General features: G+C 61.1%; 16 protein-coding genes. 3 read left to right on the forward strand and 13 right to left on the reverse strand.

Annotated elements, in window-relative coordinates; all coding sequences use genetic code 11:
• Window positions 1-176: 176 nt before the first annotated feature.
• On the reverse strand, window positions 177-779 hold the full coding sequence (locus CLV01_RS03060; RefSeq protein ID WP_099732414.1) for a LysE family translocator: 603 nt from the start codon (window positions 777-779) through the stop codon (window positions 177-179).
• Between the two features lie 237 nt (window positions 780-1016).
• Between CLV01_RS03060 and CLV01_RS03065 the strand changes: the two genes are divergently transcribed.
• On the forward strand, window positions 1017-2468 hold the full coding sequence (locus CLV01_RS03065) for an aminotransferase-like domain-containing protein (protein WP_099732413.1): 1452 nt from the start codon (window positions 1017-1019) through the stop codon (window positions 2466-2468).
• 211 nt (window positions 2469-2679) lie between these two features.
• Here the strand turns inward: CLV01_RS03065 and CLV01_RS03070 are convergent, their stop codons facing one another.
• The 9 genes from CLV01_RS03070 to motA form a co-directional block, all read right to left on the reverse strand.
• Entirely contained in the window at window positions 2680-3393 is a 714-nt protein-coding gene (locus tag CLV01_RS03070) for an RNA polymerase sigma factor FliA (RefSeq protein WP_012202528.1), read from the reverse strand.
• A gap of 5 nt (window positions 3394-3398) precedes the next feature.
• Entirely contained in the window at window positions 3399-4280 is an 882-nt protein-coding gene (locus CLV01_RS03075; protein ID WP_013800344.1) for a hypothetical protein, read from the reverse strand.
• Entirely contained in the window at window positions 4273-5928 is a 1656-nt protein-coding gene (gene flhF / locus CLV01_RS03080; protein WP_099732412.1) for a flagellar biosynthesis protein FlhF, read from the reverse strand. The genes CLV01_RS03075 and flhF overlap by 8 nt, the downstream gene beginning before the upstream one ends.
• Entirely contained in the window at window positions 5925-8024 is a 2100-nt protein-coding gene (gene flhA / locus CLV01_RS03085; protein WP_012202531.1) for a flagellar biosynthesis protein FlhA, read from the reverse strand. The genes flhF and flhA overlap by 4 nt, the downstream gene beginning before the upstream one ends.
• On the reverse strand, window positions 8021-9196 hold the full coding sequence (locus tag CLV01_RS03090) for an EscU/YscU/HrcU family type III secretion system export apparatus switch protein (protein ID WP_013800346.1): 1176 nt from the start codon (window positions 9194-9196) through the stop codon (window positions 8021-8023). The genes flhA and CLV01_RS03090 overlap by 4 nt, the downstream gene beginning before the upstream one ends.
• Window positions 9197-9417: 221 nt before the next feature.
• The gene (locus tag CLV01_RS03095) at window positions 9418-10032 is read right to left on the reverse strand and encodes a protein phosphatase CheZ (RefSeq protein ID WP_012202533.1); all 615 of its coding nucleotides are present in this window, start codon (window positions 10030-10032) and stop codon (window positions 9418-9420) included.
• 10 nt (window positions 10033-10042) lie between these two features.
• The gene (cheY, locus tag CLV01_RS03100) at window positions 10043-10429 is read right to left on the reverse strand and encodes a chemotaxis response regulator CheY (protein WP_012202534.1); all 387 of its coding nucleotides are present in this window, start codon (window positions 10427-10429) and stop codon (window positions 10043-10045) included.
• Between the two features lie 124 nt (window positions 10430-10553).
• On the reverse strand, window positions 10554-11591 hold the full coding sequence (gene motB / locus CLV01_RS03105) for a flagellar motor protein MotB (protein WP_099732411.1): 1038 nt from the start codon (window positions 11589-11591) through the stop codon (window positions 10554-10556).
• A gap of 24 nt (window positions 11592-11615) precedes the next feature.
• Entirely contained in the window at window positions 11616-12476 is an 861-nt protein-coding gene (motA, locus tag CLV01_RS03110) for a flagellar motor stator protein MotA (RefSeq protein ID WP_012202536.1), read from the reverse strand.
• A gap of 375 nt (window positions 12477-12851) precedes the next feature.
• On the opposite strand from motA, the gene CLV01_RS03115 reads away from it, so the two are divergent.
• Entirely contained in the window at window positions 12852-14513 is a 1662-nt protein-coding gene (locus tag CLV01_RS03115) for an O-linked N-acetylglucosamine transferase, SPINDLY family protein (protein ID WP_099732410.1), read from the forward strand.
• Complete coding sequence (locus CLV01_RS03120; protein WP_257221178.1) at window positions 14510-15667, forward strand: DegT/DnrJ/EryC1/StrS family aminotransferase; 1158 nt, start codon at window positions 14510-14512, stop codon at window positions 15665-15667. Before CLV01_RS03115 ends, CLV01_RS03120 begins: the two co-directional genes overlap by 4 nt.
• Window positions 15668-15721: 54 nt before the next feature.
• Here the strand turns inward: CLV01_RS03120 and CLV01_RS03125 are convergent, their stop codons facing one another.
• The 3 genes from CLV01_RS03125 to CLV01_RS03135 form a co-directional block, all read right to left on the reverse strand.
• The gene (locus CLV01_RS03125) at window positions 15722-16930 is read right to left on the reverse strand and encodes an FkbM family methyltransferase (protein WP_218968174.1); all 1209 of its coding nucleotides are present in this window, start codon (window positions 16928-16930) and stop codon (window positions 15722-15724) included.
• A gap of 238 nt (window positions 16931-17168) precedes the next feature.
• Window positions 17169-17597 carry a hypothetical protein gene (locus CLV01_RS03130; RefSeq protein ID WP_099735275.1) on the reverse strand — a complete coding sequence of 143 codons (429 nt, stop codon included), beginning with the start codon at window positions 17595-17597 and terminating at the stop codon, window positions 17169-17171.
• Window positions 17572-18732, reverse strand: a complete 1161-nt coding sequence (locus CLV01_RS03135) for an aromatic ring-hydroxylating oxygenase subunit alpha (protein WP_099732407.1) — start codon at window positions 18730-18732, stop codon at window positions 17572-17574. The genes CLV01_RS03130 and CLV01_RS03135 overlap by 26 nt, the downstream gene beginning before the upstream one ends.
• Window positions 18733-18739: the final 7 nt, after the last annotated feature.

Here is an 18739-nt window from a genome sequence, read left to right on the forward strand (position 1 = left end):
GCCATGCCGTCGTGGGGCACGGGCCGGCCGCATGTGAAGAGCGGAGTGCGGATAGTGCGCTCGCTCTTGCGCCGGCAATGAGGGTATTTTGTCGCGGGCGTGAAGGGTCTGCGCATCCTCCCTTCAATAGCTGGGCAGGCCAGTACGGCCTTTGCCTGGGCGTGGGTGGAGGACCCTCATGCGGCCACCATCCACATCGCCGTCAGCGCCAGCATGGTCGCCATGGCACGGTTGAACCACAGCAGCCTGCGTCCCTGGGCCAGCCAGTGGCGCAGCAGTGCGCCCACGCAGGCATACAGCAGATTGCTGAAAAAGGCATAGGCGGCCATGACGGGCAGCACCACGGCCAGGCGCTCGGTCAGGTCGTCGCGCCCGGCCAGCCAGCCGGCCACGATGGCCAGGGCCAGCAGCCAGGCCTTGATGTTCACGAATTGCAGTCCCACGCCCTGCCAGAAGCCCACCTGCAGCTGCTGCGGCGATTGCAGCGAGGCCATCTGCGCGCTGCGGCTCAGGCGCCAGGCCATCCACAGCAGGTAGCCGATGCCGGCGGCCTTGACCAGCCACAGCAGCAGCGGCGCCGCGACAATGGCCGCGCCCACGCCGGCCGTGCTCAGCACCAGCAGCACGCACCAGCCCACTGGCACGGCCAGGACGAAGCGCAGCGCCGGGCGCAGGCCGTGGTTGGCGGCCAGGGCCGTGGACAGCGTGGTGTTGGGACCGGGGCTGAAGCTCATGGAAGCGGCGAGCAGCAGCAAAGCGGTGAGTTCGGACGGTGGCATGAGGCGGTGGCCCCGAAGGTCTCCATACAGGCGGCAGGGGCTGTTGGGGAGGAGGGCACGGCAGGCCTTCTCCGCAGCACGAATGCATGAAATATAGGTGCAAGACCTGTACAGTGCCAATACAGTTGGACCCTCAATTGCATGTTCTGTATTGGTGCCTATCCCGATACAGTGACTTTCTGGTGACCCATTCGCAGCCGTTTGCAGCCGTTCGCAGCCGTTCACACCCGTTTCCGTATGACCGTTCCCCTCTCGCGGCTGGCGCCGCAGACCCTGAGCACCCAGCTGGCCGAGCGCCTGGGCGAGCGCATCCGCATGCGGCTGCTGCCTGCGGGCGCACGCCTGCCTTCGGTGCGCGAATGCGCGCGCCAGCAGGGCGTGAGCACGCACACGGTGGTGGCCGCCTATGACCTGCTGCAGGCCCAGGGCCTGGTCGAGGCGCGGCCGCAAAGCGGCTTCTTCGTGCGCGACTTCGTGCAGGATGCGCCGCTGCTGCAGCCCGAACAGGCCCGTGCGGTCCCCGCCGAGGAGGCCACTGGCGTGCCCAAGGGCACGCGCATCAATGCCTCCATGCTGGTGCGCGGCATGTTCCACCAGAGCGTGGGCGGCAGGCCGCAGCCCGGGGCGGGCGTGCTGCCGGCCGAGTGGCTGGAGGCAGGCTTCCTGGCGGCAGCCATGCGCAAGGCCTGCTCGGGCAAGTCCCTGCACGACTCCTGCGTGGGCTACGGCGACCCGCTGGGCGACATCGGCCTGCGCGAGGCACTGTCGCGGCGCCTGGCGCGCCTGGGCATTGCGGCGGCGCCGCAGCACATCATCACCACCATGGGCGCAACGCATGGGCTGGACGTGGTCAGCCGCGCCCTGCTGCAGCCGGGCGACCCGGTGATGGTGGAGGAGCCCGGCTGGGCCGTGGAATTCGCGCGCCTGGCATCGCTGGGCATGCGCGTGCTGCCCGTGCCGCGCGGCCCCGACGGGCCGGACCTGGCCGTGATGCAGCGCTACTGCGAAAGCTGCGCACCCAAGCTCTACGTCAGCGTGAGCGTGCTGCACAACCCCACCGGCTACAGCCTGTCACCGGCCAGCGCCCACGAGGTGCTGCAGCTGGCGCGGCGATTCGGCTTCTACGTGGTGGAGGACGATACCTATGGCGAGATCGCGCCCGACCACGCAGCGCGCATGACCGTGCTGGACCGCCTCAGCCACAGCATCTATGTGAGCGGCTTCGCCAAACTGCTGGCGCCCAACTGGCGCGTGGGCTACCTGGCGCCCCCGCCCGCCCTGGTGGAGCGCCTGGTGGACACCAAGCTGCTGTCCACGCTCACCACCCCCTCGCTGATGGAACGCGCCCTGGCCCACTGCATGGACCAGGGCCAGCTGCGCCGCCATGCCGAGCGCCTGCGCCAGCACCTGGCCCAGGCCCGCATGCGCAGCGTGGCACTGGCCCAGCAGGCCGGCGCCCGCTTTGCGGCCGAGCCGGCCGGCATGTTCGGCTGGGTGGACACCGGCGTGGACACCGAAACCCTGGCCCAGCGCCTGCTGGACGCCGGCTACTTCATCGCCCCCGGCGCCATGTTCCACGCCGGCCGCCAGCCCAGCACCTGCATGCGCATCAACTTCGCCACCACGCAGGAACCCGCCTTCTGGCGCATCTTCGAACGCGAAGTCCAGGCCATGCGCGGCAGCGCATAGAAAAGGGAATGGGAGAGGGAAAAGGGGGCGGAAGGCTGGGAATGCGGCATCGATCCGCAAACATAGATCAGACCAGCAGCGCCAAAACCCGGCGCGCCCCAAAGCGAGGGACACCGAGCAAGGGCCGCCCCGCCGCAAGGGTGTCGTCCCCCTCCCCCGCGTAGCGGGTAGAGAGGGGGAAGGCGCGCAAGCGCCTCAGGGGTGCCCCCAGTCAATGCGCCCGCATCTTCGTACGCAAGCGCGCAATCGCCTGGCTGTGCAGCTGGCACACGCGCGATTCGGTCACGCCGAGCACAGCGGCGATTTCCTTGAGGTTCATGTCGTGCTCGTAGTACATGCCCATGATGTACTGCTCGCGCTCGGGCAGGGCCTTGATGGCTTCGACCAGGGCCACGCGCAGGCGGTGGTCGCGCAGCAGCGCAAAGGGATCGGCGCCGCTGTCGGCCACGTGGCGCTCGAGGAAGTCCTCGCCCTCGTCGCCGCCCGACATGTCCTCCAGATACACCAGCTGCGTGCCGCGCACCTTGCCCAGCAGCGACTGGTAGTCGTCCAGGTCCATGCCCAGTTCGTCGGCGATCTCGGATTCCAGCGGCGTGCGCCCCAGGCGCTGCTCCAGGCGGTGCAGCGCGTGCTCGATGTCCTTTTGGCTCTTGCGCGAGCTGCGGCTCATCCAGTCGCCTTCGCGCAGCTCATCGAGCATGGCGCCACGGATGCGCTGGCTGGCGAAGGTCTCGAATTGCACGCCCTGCTCGCTCTCGAAGCGGGACAGTGCTTCGGCCAGGCCGATCATTCCGACCTGTATCAGATCATCAAGCTCCACATTGGGAGGCAGCTTGGCGATCATGTGCAGCGCGATCCGGCGTACCAGAGGTACATGCCGACGGATCAGTGCATCGCGGTCGAGTTGGCCTTTGGCGGTGTACATGGCAGTCAGTGGCTCCAGGCATGGGATGCGGGCAGCGGCGCGAAGCCGGCGGCCAGATCCTGGCCGCCATGTGGCAACACGCTGCCCGCATGGTTGAGCAGTTGCAGCGCCAGGCGCTGCAAGTCCGGTGCATGGTGCAGGCGCACGGGCAGCAGTCCCGGCGCATGGCCCAGGTGGCGTTGCGCGCAGCGCATCAGCGCGTCGATCTGCGATTGCAGCTGTTGCGCATCCTCGGCCTGGCTGCGGGCGCCGGTCTGTCCACGGCGCCAATCGTAGCTGGTCACGCCCAGGTCATCGGCGCTGGGCAGCAGCGGCGCCAGCAGGCAGCGCAGGCCGGCATGCACTGCCAGCTGCTTGAGCTGGCGGTAGCAGCCCAGCACGCGGGTGCCTTGTTCGGGCAGCACCATCAGCGGGTGCACGGCCTGGCCGGCCAGGTTGCTGGCCAGCGTGTCGGCATTGGCATACAGCATGACGATGGCGTAGCCGCGCACGTGGCGCTGCAGCCATTGCATGGGCGTCATGCCGGCCTGGCGTGCCTGCTGGGGCAGCAGATCCAGGCCCTGGCGCGCCGGCAGCACGGCCACCGAGCTGTGACGGGGATCGGGGTGCAGGCCGGTACGGGCCTGCCAGGCGCTTTGCTGCAGCAGCTGCGCCAGGCCCGGTGCATCCGGGGACTCGCCCTGGCTGGCGTCCAGCACCAGAACGGGCAGGCCCAGGCGCTGCAGGCTGGCACAGACCGGCCACAGCAGGGATTGTTCGGCCTGGCCCTGCGGGTCGTTGGCCGTGTCGCGCAGCATGGCCAGCACACGCAGGCCCATGGGAGCGGCGGCGCCGGGCTGGCCGTGCAGGCCCAGGCCCTGGTGCAGCTGGGGGAAGGTTTCAAGCATGGTGGATCTCGCCTTCCGTGCTGGGGCTGGACGGGGTGAAGAAGAAGTCCAGGTCCAGCGCCTTGGGATCGAAGGCCGAGCGGGTGGCGGCGCGCATGGAGGCGGAGACCAGTTGCTGCGCATCGGCGCGTTCCCAGTCTTCGGGCACGCGCTGGCCGTTGGTCACGCCGCGCAGCTGCATCTGGTGGCGGATCAGTGTGTCCACCGACGGGCCCAGCTTCACGGCCTCGTCCACCTTGGTGAGGATGGCCTGGCTGGAGCCGCGCGCCTTGAAGGCCTGCATCACATCGTCCAGCGCATCGCCCTGGCCGGCCGCGTTCACGGCCAGCAGTTTCTGGATGCCGGGCAGGTCCAGCAGGTCGAGGATCTCGTCCTTGCGCGGATCGCGCGGGGCCACGCCCGTGGTGTCGATCAGCACCAGCTGCTTGTTGGCCAGCAGGCCCAGCAGGTCCTGCAGCGCGGCGCGGTCATGGGCCAGGTGGGCCACCACGCCCAGCATGCGGCCGTAGGAGCGCAACTGGTCGTGGGCGCCGACGCGGTAGGTGTCCAGGGTGATCAGGCCGACGCTGGCGGCGCCGTACTTGGCGGCGCACAGGGCAGCCAGCTTGGCCGTAGTCGTGGTCTTGCCCACGCCGGTGGAGCCCACCAGGGCGAAGACGCCGCCTTGCTCGTACAGCGGGGCCTGGTCGGCGTCGGTGCGCAGATTGCGTTCCAGCACCTGCATCAGCCAGCGCACGGCGTCGCCGGCGGACAGGTCCTGGGGCATGTGCTCGACCAGGGCGCGGGCCAGCACGGGGGAGTAGCCCGCGCGGATCAGCTTGTGCGTGAGGTTGGCGTGGATGGGGTTCTGGCGCGTCTGGCCCAGCCAGGTCAGGGTGTTGAAGCGCTCTTCGATCAGGTCGCGCACGGACTGCAGCTCATCGCGCAGTGCCTGGGAGGCCATGGTCGGTGCGGGCTCGCTGCGCAGGGTCTCGCGCAGCGGCGCTTCGGCGCTGGCGCGCAGCGGGTTGTGGCGGGCCACGGAAGGCGCGGGCTGTGCCTTGAACGGCTGCTGTGCAGCCGTGGGCGCGGCGGCCGGTGCTTCGCGCAGGGCGTCGCCCAGGCTGCGGCGCTGGGCAAAGCTGGGCAGCGGCTCGTCAACGCCGGCCTCGTGGCGGCGGCGCAGCATGCGTTCGCGCACATAGTCCTGGAAGGACAGGGTGCTCATGGCCAGCTGTTCGGTGTCTTCCTGCACGCTTTGGCGCAGGCCGGCCGGCTCGGCACCGTCTGCCGACAGCGAGGCTGCCTGCGAGATGGCCTGCGCAATCGCCGACGACGTTGCCTGGGAAGCACGCGACGGAGCCGCCTGTGCGGCCTGCATTGCCGGCTGCGCCGTGCGCGGCTGGGTCTGCGCCTGGATCAGCTTGGCCTGCACCTGCGGGCGCAGGCCCGTGGTTTCCTCTGCAGAGCGGCGCTCGATGGCCTGCTGCAGCGGCGTGCTGCTGGCAGCGGCCTTGCTGTGCTCCAGCGTGTCCTCGGCCGTGGCCATGACCTCGACGCCATCGGGCGTGTTGCGGTTGGACAGGATCAGGGTGCCCGCTCCGAAAGCCATGCGCGCCTTGGCCAGGGCCTCGCGGGAGGTGGGGGCGTAGAAGCGTTTGATGTTCATGCGGATGCACCTTTAAGAATCGAGCCGATGCGGATGGTGTGCGTTTCGGGGATCTCGCTGTGGGCGAGAACCTGCAGACGCGGCGCCACGCGACGCACCAGGCGGGCAATGGAATTGCGGATGGAATCGGGAACCAGCAGGCAGGCAGGCAGGCCCAGCTCTTCTTGCTGGTTGGCCATGTCGGCCGCCTTCTGGGTGAGGATCTCGGCCACGCCGGGATCCAGTGAGGGGGAGCCGGGGTTGGACAGGGCCTGCACCAGCAGGCGCTCGAGTCCGGGCTCGATGGCGATGACGTTCAGCTCGCGGGTCGGGCCGTAGATCTGCTGGACGATGGACGGCGACAGCGCAATGCGCACGCGGCGGGCCAGCTCGACAGGGTCCTGCGTGGTCGAGGAGTGCTCGGCCAGCGTCTCGATGATGGTGCGGATGTCACGCACGTGCACCGAGTCTTCCAGCAGCAGCTGGAGCACTTTCTGGAACGTCGTGATGGACACCATTTTCGGAATGACTTCTTCGATCAGCTTGGGAGCCAGTTTGGCCACATGCTCCACCAACTGCTGCGTCTCGGTACGGCTGATCAGCTTGGCGGCATGCACTTGCATCAAGTGTGACAAATGGGTGGCCATCACGGTTTCCGAATCAACCACGGTAAAGCCTGCCATTTGTGCCGCTTCCTTCTGGCGTTCGTCGATCCAGTGGGCGGGCAGGCCGAAGGCCGGGTCGGTGGTCTGGGTGCCGATCAGCGGGGTGCTGATGCCGCCCGGATTGATGGCCAGGAACATGCCGGGGAAGGCCTCGCCCTCGCCCACCATCACGCCGCGCAGGGTGATGCGGTAGGCGCTGGGCTTGAGCTCCAGGTTGTCGCGCACATGCACCGCCGGGGGCAGAAAGCCCACTTCCTGGGCGAACTTGCGGCGCACGCCCTTGATGCGGGTCAGCAGGTCGCCCTGGCGGCCCTTGTCCACCAGGGTGATCAGGCGGTAGCCCAGCTCCAGGCCGAGCAGGTCCACCGGCTGCAGGTCGTCCCAGGTGGCTTCGCCATCGCTGGGCGCGGCCACGGGTGCGGGCGCCTGGGTCTGCTGGGAGGCGCGTTCCTGCTGGCGGCGCGAGAGCATCCAGGCCAGCCAGCCCAGCAGCGCGCCGGTGCACAGGAACACGACGTGGGGCATGCCCGGAATGACGCCCAGCAGGCCCAGCACGCCGGCCGTGATGCCCAGCACCTTGGGCGACATGAACAGCTGCTGCGCGATCTGCTGGCCCATGTCGGTTTCCTTGCCCACGCGCGAGATCACCATGGCCGCGGCCACCGAGATCAGCAGGCCGGGGATCTGCGCGACCAGCGCATCGCCCACGGCCAGCAGGATGTAGCTGTCGGCGGCCTGGCCGGCCGACAGGCCGTGCTGGATCATGCCGATGGCGAAGCCGCCGATGATGTTGATCACCAGGATCAGAATGCCGGCGACCGCGTCGCCGCGCACGAACTTGCTGGCACCGTCCATGGAGCCGAAGAAATTGGCCTCTTCCTGCACCTCGGCGCGGCGGCGCTTGGCTTCCTTTTCGTCGATCAGGCCGGCGTTCAGGTCGGCGTCCACGGCCATCTGCTTGCCGGGCATGGCGTCCAGGGTGAAGCGGGCCGAGACTTCGGCGATACGCTCGGCACCCTTGGTGATCACCACGAAGTTGATCACCACCAGGATGGCGAACACGATCAGGCCGACGGCGAAGTTGCCGCCGATCAGGAAGTGGCCGAAGGCCTCGATCACCGCGCCGGCCGCGCCGGGGCCGGTGTGGCCCTCCAGCAGCACCACGCGGGTGGAGGCCACGTTCAGCGACAGGCGCATCAGCGTGGTCAGCAGCAGCACCGACGGGAAGGCCGCGAAGTCCAGCGGCCGGATCATGTAGGCCGCCACCATCATCACCATCAGCGCCACGGCGATGTTCAGCGTGAAGAAGGTGTCCAGCAGCCACGGCGGAATGGGCAGCACCATCAGCGCCAGGATGGCCACCACCAGCAGCGGCGCCATTAGGCCCTGAGCGAACTTGGCGTTCTCGCTCGACCACATCGATTGCAGGGATTGGAGCGGATTCGTCGTCATGGAGCAGTACCTTCAGTGGTCGCGGCGGCGCCTGGCGCGCGGCGGCCCTGGTGCGGATCGAGTTCGGCGGGCACGACGGGTTCGCCGAGATCGCCAGGCATGGGGCCTTCGCCGCGCAGCGCGGCCTTCAGGCGGTAGACATAGGCCAGGACCTGGGCCACGGCCGTGTACAGCGCGGCGGGAATGGCTTGGTCCAGATCGGCGTGCGCGTACAGGGCGCGCGCCAGCATGGGGGATTCGAGCACCGGGATCTTGTGGGCGCCCGCGACTTCGCGGATCTTCAGCGCCACCAGGTCCGTGCCCTTGGAGATGACCTGCGGGGCGGCCATGGTCTTTTCGTCGTAGCGCAGGGCCACGGCGTAGTGCGTGGGGTTGGTGACCACGAAGTCGGCGCGCGGCACGGCGTTGACGCTGGCGCGGTCGGCGATCTCGCGCTGCTTCTGGCGGATCTTGCTCTTGATCTGCGGGTTGCCGTCGGATTCCTTGTGCTCCTGCTTGACTTCCTCGTGGCTCATCTTCAGGCGCGACTTGAACAGGTAGGCCTGCAGCGGCACGTCGATCACGGCCATCAGGAACACCACCAGCAGCAGCAGGGCCACGCCGCTGGCCAGCCATTGCCCCGTCATGGACAGCGCCATGGCCGAGGGCTGGGAGGAGATGGCGGCGATCTCGGCGAGATGGCCGCTCAGGAACTTCCAGGCCACGAAGGAGAGGATGGCCGTCATCACCACCATCTTCACCACGGTCACCATCTGCTGCTTGGAAAACAGGTTGGTCAGGCCCGACAGCGGATTGAGGCGGTTGAACTGCGGTTGGATGGGCTTGAGGCTCAGGATCCAGCCGCCGGCCAGCATGCCCGACACCAGGGCCGCACCAGTGGTCACGGCGGCAACGACCAGGGAAATCTTCAGGCCCAGGCTGCCCATGGACAGCATGCGCTCCATCATCAGGGCCGGCGTCTTGGCCGTGTGCGCGTCGAAGGCCAATTGCTGGGCCAGTGCCATGCGCAGGTGCTGGATCAGGGGCTCTGCGCCCATCAGCATCATCAGCGCGCCCGTGCCCAGGATGGCCAGGTGCGACAGGTCCCGAGAGCGCGCACCCTGGCCGTCAGAACGCGTTTTCTGCAGTTTGCGTTCGGTGGCGGGAAGGCTTTTGTCTTGGCTGGAGTCCATGGCGCAATGACGGAAGGATTTGCGTCATTGTCGGAACAAGCCAGGCAGGCGAAGCCCCGATAAGCGGGGCTCAAGCGGCGCTTATGTGCTGTCTGCACAAGGGGAGGAACGGCAGCCGCATGGTGCAAGGGCGCCGCGAAGATGGCAGTCAGCCCCTTGCGCCCAAGCGAAAGAGGCTGCCGTGCAATGAGAGGGGAGGCGCCGGGCGCCCCCTGGGGTGATCAGAATCCCAGGCTGGCCAGGAGATCGTCCACCTGGGACTGCGAAGTCACCACATCGGGCGTCTTCTCGGGATCGACCACGGGGCCGGCGAGGTGCTCCTTGGGCTTTTCCAGGGGCTCCAGCGCCGTTTGCTGCGGGTTGGGCGAGGTCTGGATGAGCAGCTGCACCAGCTGGTCCTCCAGATCGGCGGCCAGCGAGACCACGCGGGCGATGACCTGGCCCGTGAGATCGTGGAAGTCCTGGGACATCATGATCTCGGTGAGGTGCTCGTCGGCCTGCTGCGTGCCCTGCTCGACTTCCTCCAGGAAGTTCATCACCCGGCCCTTGGCCACGGCCGCCACGGGGTCCTCGACCATCTGTGCCCGCATGGCGCGGACACGCTCGGCCAACCGGTCCTGCTGGACCTTGGCCAATTCGACGCGGTTCAGAACCTTCTCGGCGGCTTCTCCGGTCAGCCGCGCAATGTAGGAAAGGCGGCTTTGCGCGTCCGGCAGCTCTCCCATGCTGCCGCGCAAACGGTCCGCATAGCCCAGCTCGTTGAGCGAGTCATGCAGCTGGCGCGTGAGAACGCCCACCTTGTAGTGGACGCTGTCGGGGACATCCGGGTTGCTCATGGCGCGTGCCCTACAGGCCCAGCTTTTTGAGGATCAGGTTGACTTTCTCTTCCAGCGTGGCCTTGGTGAAGGGCTTGACGATGTAGCCTGCCGCGCCGCCCTGGGCCGCTGCCACGATGTCCTCCTTGCGTGCCTCGGCCGTCACCATCAGCACGGGAAGGTGCTTGAGTTTGTCGTCCTGCTTGATTTCGGTGAGCAGCTGGAAGCCGTTCATGTTGGGCATGTTGATGTCCGTCACCACGAAATCAAACTTGCTGTTGCGCAGCTTGTGCAGTGCCACGACGCCGTCTTCGGCTTCATCGGCTTCGGGAAAGCCGCTCTCCTTGAGCAGATTGCGCACGATGCGCCGCATGGTGGAGAAGTCGTCAACGATCAAAAAACGCAGGGCATTAGCCACGTGAGGCCCTTTCGGTCGGTAGGTGCTCGGTACTGGTAAGAATCCGCCGCGATGGTAACAATATGAAACCTTCTTGGCGCAATGTGGGAATTTTCCTGCTTTTCGGCAGCATCGGGCGCAAACCTTAATTTGTTACACGATCAGGTGACGCGGGCGCAGACGGGGCAGCTGCAGGCGAGGTGGCGGCGGGCTGCGCAGCGGTCTCGCCGGTTGCGGATTCGGTGATGGCCGCATTCGCCGTGCCGCCATTGCCGCCGGCCAATGAGGGCGGCAAGGCGTTGCGTGTCACAGGTCCGCGGTGGCCCAGCAGGCGCTTTTCAGCCTCCTGCGTGAGCACGGTGATGGTGATGCGCCGGTTCTGCGGGGCACGCGGATCATCGGGCAGCAGCAGGTCGCTGCTGGCCAGGCCGGTGATGCGGGCCAGCTGGTTCAGCGGCATGCCGGCCGCCACCAGCTCGCGGCGCGAGGCGTTGGCACGGTCGGACGACAGCTCCCAGTTGCTGTAGCCGCGGTCGGCATTGCCGTAAGGGGCGGCATCGGTATGGCCGGACAGGCTGATGCGGTTTTCCGCGCCCGCCAGGGCCGCGCCCACTTCGCGCAGGATGTCGCGCATGTAGGGTTTGACCATGGCGCTGCCACTGTCGAACATGGGGCGGTTTTGCTCGTCCACGATCTGGATCTGCAGGCCGTCGGGCGTCACGTCGGTGCGGATCTGCGAGCGGAATTCGTTGAGGCGCGCATTGCTGGTGATCATCGCGTCCACCTTGGCCTTGAGCGCCTTGATGCGGTTGGAATCCACCTGGGCCTGGTCAGCGCGGCCTGCATCGACGCTGGTGCGCCGGTTGGAGCTGTCCGCCGCCTCCGAGCGCCGCACCTGGCCGTGCACCTTGGCCAGATCATTGCCGCCGCCGGGAATCACGCTGGAGCTGTTGCCCGCACCGTCGCCGCCGGCCATCGCCACCTTCAGCGGAGAGGAAAAATACGCCGCAATGCCCTGCAGTTCACCCTTGGCCGTGGAGCCCAGCAGCCACATCAGCAGGAAGAAGGCCATCATCGCGGTCACGAAGTCGGCATAGGCGATCTTCCAGGCACCGCCGTGGGGTGCATGCGCCGTCTTCTTGACGCGCTTGATGATGATCGGCTGTAACTTTTTCTCTGCCATGGCTTGACGCTGCTGGACGCAGGATTACTTCTTGCCCTTGACGTGGGTTTCCAGTTCAAGGAACCCGGGACGTTCGGTGGAGAACAGCACCTTGCGGCCGAACTCGATGGCCGTGGCAGGGTTGTAGCCCTGCATGCTGGCCAGCAAGGTTGTCTTGATGCACTCCAGTTCCTTGGCAGCATCCTGGGCGCGTTGCTCCACCAGGCCGGCCATGGGCTCCACCAGCGCATAGGCCAGCAAAATGCCCAGGAAGGTACCGACCAGGGCCGAGGCGATCATGCCGCCCAGCACGGAAGGCGGCTGGCCCACCGAGCCCATGGTGTTCACCACACCGAGCACGGCGGCAATGATCCCGAAGGCGGGCAGGGCGCCGGCCAGGCGGGTCAACGCATTGACCGGGGCATGCGCTTCGGCGTGATGCGCCTCGATCTCGCTGTCCATGAGCGACTCGATCTCATGGGAGTTGAGGTTGCCCGACACCATCATGCGCAGGTAGTCGGTCAGGAACTCCACCACATGGTGGTCGGCCAGCAGCTCGGGGTACTTGGTGAAGATGGGCGACTCGTTGGGTGCCTCCACATCGCTTTCGATGGACATCAGGCCCTCCTTGCGGGCCTTTTGCAGAATCTCGTACAGCAGGGCCATCAGCTCCATGAAGCGGGCCTTGGTGTAGCGCGAACTCTTCATCACGCCAGGGATGGCCTTGGCCGTGGCCTTGAGCACCTTGGGCTGGTTGCACACGATGAAGGCGCCGATGGCGCCGCCGCCGATGGTCACCATCTCGAAGGGCAGGGCCTTGAGAATGACCTGGACGTTGCCCCCGTGCAGCACATAGGTGCCGAAGATGCAACCGAAGGCGACGATGTATCCGATGATGACAAGCATGGGAGTGGATTCTGTCAGAGGTGTCCCGATGGAAAAGTCGGAACTGGCTTGGAAATGCGCGCTTGTTTTGACACTGGGCCGTGGCGGGGTGGCGGCCATCGACGAACCCATGGCTTGTCAAGCTATCGACCGCAGGCATCAATACTTGAGAGCCCTGAGATGCAGGTGTAAACGCGCCGCTGCGCGCCAAAAGCCCAAAAAGGCCGGCAAATCGGTGCCTGTTTGAGTCTTGCAAGGCGGGCGCTTAATAGCGGATCGCGTGGCGCGCATGCGAGGATAGTCGGCACAGTTTTATTCTTTGTGTCACCGCGCGCACAAGCGTGCGGACCGCGGGCCGACCGCGGGCCGGCCTGATACTTCCTCTGCTGCATCGCCATGCCATCTTCACCTCTTGCCAACGCCTTTGCTGCCGCTGCGCAGCCGCCCAGCATCGACAGCGAGCTGACCCGCATCCGCGCCATGGTCGATCGCGCGCAGTTCCTGGAGGCACTGTCGGATCTGGCGCAACTGGTGGCCCGGGACCCGCGCAACTCCAAGGTTTGGCTGCACATCGGCTTTGTCTACGTGCGCATGAGCATCTGGCCGCAGGCCATGGAAGCGTTGCAGATGGCCTTGGAGATAGAGCCCCGCATGCCCAACGCCCAGCGACTGCTGGCACTGGCCCTGTTCAGCACGGGGCGCAGGCAGGAGGCCTGCGACCTGATCGACGACGCCTGCCGCCACGCCAAGAACGAGAACACGCACTGGATGACGCGGGCCTACATCCACTCGCACACCAGTAGCGATCCGCTCAAATCCCTGGAAGTGGCGCGTGACTGGGGCCGGCGCTTCGCCGACCCGCTGACCCGCAACGCCAAGCCCTTTCCGCCGCGCGATCGCAACCCGCGCAAAAAGCTCAAGGTCGGCTATGTCACGGCCGACTTCCGCCAGCACTCGGTGGCTTTCTTCATGCGGCCCGTGCTGGAGCACCACAACCCGGACAACGTCGAGATCCACGTCTACTCCAGCGGCCGCCCCGACAAGATGACCGAGAAGCTGCGCGCCCTGGTGCCGCACTGGCACGATGCGGTCGAGCAGACCGACGACCAGCTCTACGAACAGATCCGCGCCGACGGCATCGATGTGCTGGTGGACCTGTCAGGCTTCACCCTGGGCCACCGCCTGGAAGTCTTCGCCCGCCGCGCCGCACCCGTGCAGGTGACCTGGCTGGGCTATATGCATACGCTGGGGATGAAGGCCATGGATTACCGGTTGGTGGATGCAGGTATCGCGCCGCCCAATCACGCTCCGTATTACTCCGAGAACCTGTTTCAACTGGCCTGCATGGCCAGCTACGCACCGCCGGAGTACTCGCCCATTTGCGAAGAGCCGCCCATGCTGCGCAATGGCTATCCCACACTGATCTCCCTGAATAACTCCGCCAAGATCACCGACGAGATGCTGGCGGTCTGGGCGCGCATCCTGCACGAACGCCAGGACGCGCGTCTGATCATCATGGTCAAGGAGCAGGACCCGGACGCTGCGCAAGCCCACATGCAGCCGCGCGTGGAGGCCGCCGGCATGCCGCTGGACCGCGTGTCCGTGCTGCATCAGCAGCCGCTCGATGGTTTCATGGAACTGGGGCATATCGCCGACGTGGCGTTGGATACCTCGCCCATTTCCGGGGGGACGACGACCTTGCATGCGTTGTGGATGGGGCTACCGATTGTGGCGCTGGATGCGGAGCGAGCGGTGGATGCATCTACCGCGCGTACCCTGCAAGGTCTGGGTTTTGGTGGTGAGATTGCCTCTGATATTAATGAATACATTAAAGCTGCACTGCATTTGATGGGGGATGCTGAACGACTGCGAATAATGCGGCTATCGGTGCGCTCCAATTTAGAGCGCAGCGTACTAATGGACTATGCTTCTCGCACAACCGACCTTGAAAAGGCTTACCGGTTAATGTGGATAAATTGGCTGAGCAGTGATTTGAAAAATCTCAGCATTACGATGGATCTCGAATCTGCTTTTGCAGAAACTGGAGCAGTCGCATGATTCGGAATGGAATGGATGTTTTAGCGACTAGCGAATGGGTGCCCTTACTTGTTCCTGATATGCCATCGCCCCAGCAATTAATGCCGTGGTTGGAGCGTATGCATGCATCGCGGCATTATTCTAACTTTGGACCGCTGGTGGATGAATTAGAGGCTGAGTTCGCACAGCGCTTTGAAGTATCCGTTGAGAATCTGACCACAGTTGCCAATGCAACATTGGGCTTGGAACTCGTTCTCCAAGCGCTAGACCTGCCAGCAGGGTCACGGATATTGCTTCCAGCGTTCACCTTTGTGGCAACAGCAACAGCGATATTGAGAGTAGGTCATGTTCCAATAATTGCCGATGTGGACGCCAGTAATTGGATGCTGACGCCTGATATTGCTGCTGAGGCTTGTGCTCGCACTCAAGTGGATGCTGTTATGCCAGTTGCAACTTTTGGAATGCCGCATGATATGCACGCGTGGCACCAGTTTGAGGAGCAGGCCGGTGTGCCTGTCGTTATTGATGCGGCTGCATCTTATGGCAGCCAGTGGTTGCAAGGAGCCCGAGGGACTTTGGTGTTCAGTCTGCATACAACGAAAAGCTTGCCTGCTGCAGAAGGAGGCCTCGTAGTTTCAACGCGTGATGGTTTAGCTGAGAAAGTGCGTGAGCTTTCAAATTTTGGGATCAATTTGAAGAAAGGACATTCTGTACAAATTGGGGCTTTGGCCAGTTTGGGAACTAATGCAAAGTTGAGTGAGTATCATGCGGCTATTGGGCTGGCATCACTTTCTTTTTGGGAATCACATGCACAGCAACGCAGATTGCTTGAAGCTCAGATGAAGGAATCTCTGACAATTGCTAGTAGAGGAGCGTTGCGTTGGCAGACAGAAGGGGGTGGCGGTGCATTGAAAGCACCGACATTACTTTGTGCGCGGCTTTCTGATGAAAATGCTCGGATGAAACTGGAGAAGAGATGCGAAGAGGCGAGAATAACCACTCGTCGGTGGTATCAGCCGCTTTTGCATCTTATGCCGGCTCTTATTTCGTTGTGCGAAAAATTGGAGACGCCAAATGCGGATTCATTATCAGGATCGTTGTTGGGATTGCCATTTTTTTTGAGAATGCAAGAAAGTCATCGTCTGCGTATTATTGATGCTGTTCGGGTAGAATAATCAGTTATTTCAGCAGAGAATTAAAGTGTAAGAAATTCTCTGCTTTTGGAGATTTTAATCTTTATAGAAATAAAGGCAAGTATCCCAGCGATCATCTGTATGATGTCTCAAGCCAATCCTGTATCCATCTGAAATGGAATCAATGAAGGCGGGTATGTCTAGTAGATCAGTTGATCTGTGGTAAGCAGAAATCGCAAGTTTGGGATGGCCTGCTTGGATGGAGCGAGTGCAGCCTTTGAGTGCCGGGAGTTCAAAGCCCTCAATGTCCATTTTGATAAAAGTGGGAATGTCATCTATTATGGAGTCCACCGGGCGAATATCGACTTTCCCTAATGAACTATCGTTTGTAGCTGCAATACAGCCTCCGTGGCCACCCATGTGATGGAAGGGGGCTTCCGATATTTCTTCTCCCACCGCATAAGGATGTAGTGATAATTTGTTTTGAAGATACGTCCCATCGTATTTCTTAAGTAAGCTCTGCAGGGTTTTTATGTTGAATTTATCGGGCTCAATCAGCCATGAGTGACCAATGCTTCCTTTGGTGGTTCCAAGTAAGGCCGTAGTTGATTCTCCGATAGATGCTCCACAATCAACAAATTTCTCATTATCACTAAAATTGAATAAGCCGGATCGGAAATAGAGAGTGGGGTAAGGTCTAGAAATATTCTGATACCATTCGGGGTCTGTGCTCAGATGGAAAGTCAATACTCTTAATAGACTTTCTTTTGAGTATGTGTCGGCGAGTCTATTCTCTAGGGCTAGGAATTCATCTGCTCGCTCTAGTATGGTTCCCCCCCAATCGGCAAGTCGATAATCTAAAGTCGAGTTTAGGTCTAGAGCTCTAGCGGCTTGCTCATGGTTTAAATGAGGGATTTCATGGATTCTGCAAATTTCATCAAAAAATCTCTTTGAGTAATCGAATCGACAGCAGTTGATGGCGATGATGGAGCTATCTTTCTTTGCTAGATCAAGGAATTTATCGGTCGATATGATATCCAGTCCGGCGAATTGCAGGCCTTTGTGGCATTTAAAATCATCGACAACATGAAGCACTATTCCTTTTCCAGGGATGGCTGCTGCAAGCGCTGCCGAAAAATCCTTGCTCCCAAGCAAAATAAATTTTGAATTGTTTTTATATTTCTCAAGAATTTCGCGAACCTTGATTGGAATGCAAAAGTGAGGATCCCTTTTATATTCTTCCAAAACCTGCATGAATTTATCCATGGGGGGAGCGGAAGCTATATCGATCGCGGAGTTGATCATGGTTTTGTTAGTCAATTGGTTGTTGATTAGATATATGCTCTAACTGGATTAGAGAAAATGGAGGATATTGATGTATAATCTTGCAGAGATTCTGTGTATTGTTTTTGTTGATTGAGATAGCAGTATTTTCCTATTTTAACCATCCGAGCAATACTACTATTTGCAGATACAAGAGTGTGGGAGTCTATGTGAGCGTGCTCTCTTATGGATACATTTGATTCCAATGTGACAAATTCACCTATAGCCGTATGTTCTCCAATGCATGTGTTTGGCCGTAGTAGTGTTTTTTTCCTATATTCACATCGGCATCAATGGAGCAGCCGCTATGTATTATGCAGCCTTCTCCAATTATGGCGCTTTCGTGTATATATGCGTTTGGTGATATAATGGATTCTTCAATGAAGCCTCTTTTTATCATCAATTCGTGAAAAACTCTGCGGACATCATTCAAATAAAATTCATTTGTGCTGCTGCAAATACGCCATTCATCTGGGGAGTATTTTTCAAGGCCTGAGAGGTCGAATCCGTAGTAGTCCTTTGTTGGGACGATTAGTTTCTCCAAGCGTCTTGTAGGCGCAGAAATTTTTGCCAAGCCAAAAGTATTATTGACCGAGTTGTCTGGTCCAACAATAAGCAAAGGCTTAGTGAGGGATTTCGAGAGAATCATTGTATTTCTCCATATACCATTTCCCTATAGATATTAGAGGGTGCTCGTGATTTCCGACATAACCAACCCGTTCGCCTGAGCTTAAGGATTTTTGAAGTTTTGCAAGTAAAACTCGATCTTCATCAATTACTCTTTTCTCGGCGTGGTGTATTCCCCAAAGAAGATGTGGTAGAGATTTCGCATCTCTTGTTTTAGAGGTGAATACCCAAGATCGGTAGAGAAACCTTCCGGGTGTTATCGGATTAAATTGCTGTAGAAAGAAATTCTCTCCGTGTATGGAGCCAAAATTGACATTTGGGAATATGTGGCATGCAAAATGTCCGCCGATGTCGCAGGCGTCTAGGAATTTTGAATACCAACGTTCTTTGTATGGTAAAGGAGCGCGTCCCCAAAAGCTAATGTCTTTTGTTGAAACTCTCGGAGATGATTGTCTGATTTCTTCACCGGTAGAGAATTTCTCATCAAATATTTTAGATGTATTTTTGAAGGTTTCGCTATAAGCGCCGTCTTTTGCGAAATCGATTAATGGAGCGAAAGACTTTGGGTGTACAAATTTTATGTGATTGAAGTCTGTAACATTCTCGAAATTCAACTTCCAGTTATAGTCACATTCAAACGTGGTGTATGAAATTTCGCTTGAGAAATGATTTGATGCATCTTTCAGTATTCTGATTAGAGATGCGTTGAATTGATCCTCTATGTGTGGAGGGTCTTTTTCAAAATTAATAAAAATAAAATTCCCCAGTATGGCGACAGGGTACTCTTCTAGTCCTAGGGATTCTTTTTCTTCGCTGGAAAATTGATAAAGGCCTGCATTTGGTATGCCTCGGACTTTGCCATTGCAGTCAAAACTCCATCCGTGATAAGGGCATAGAGCTTTCCTGTTGCCACACAATTCCGTTTGAATTGGCATGCCTTTGTGCGGACAAGAATTGCGAAAAGCTTTTATTTTCCCTTCAAGATTCTGTAAAAAAATAGGGACTCCAGCCAAGTCACAAGTGGCAAAGTCGTTTTCATTTCTCAATTGTTGAGTTAAACAAGCTAGTAACCATAATTTTTTGAAAATATGCTTGTGCTCAAACTCAAGCCATTTATCTTGAGTGTAGCATTCTGGAGGCAATATTGTCTTCGGCATTATGGTA

This window comes from Delftia sp. 60 (assembly GCF_002754395.1).
Taxonomy (GTDB): Bacteria; Pseudomonadota; Gammaproteobacteria; order Burkholderiales; family Burkholderiaceae_C; genus Comamonas; species Comamonas acidovorans.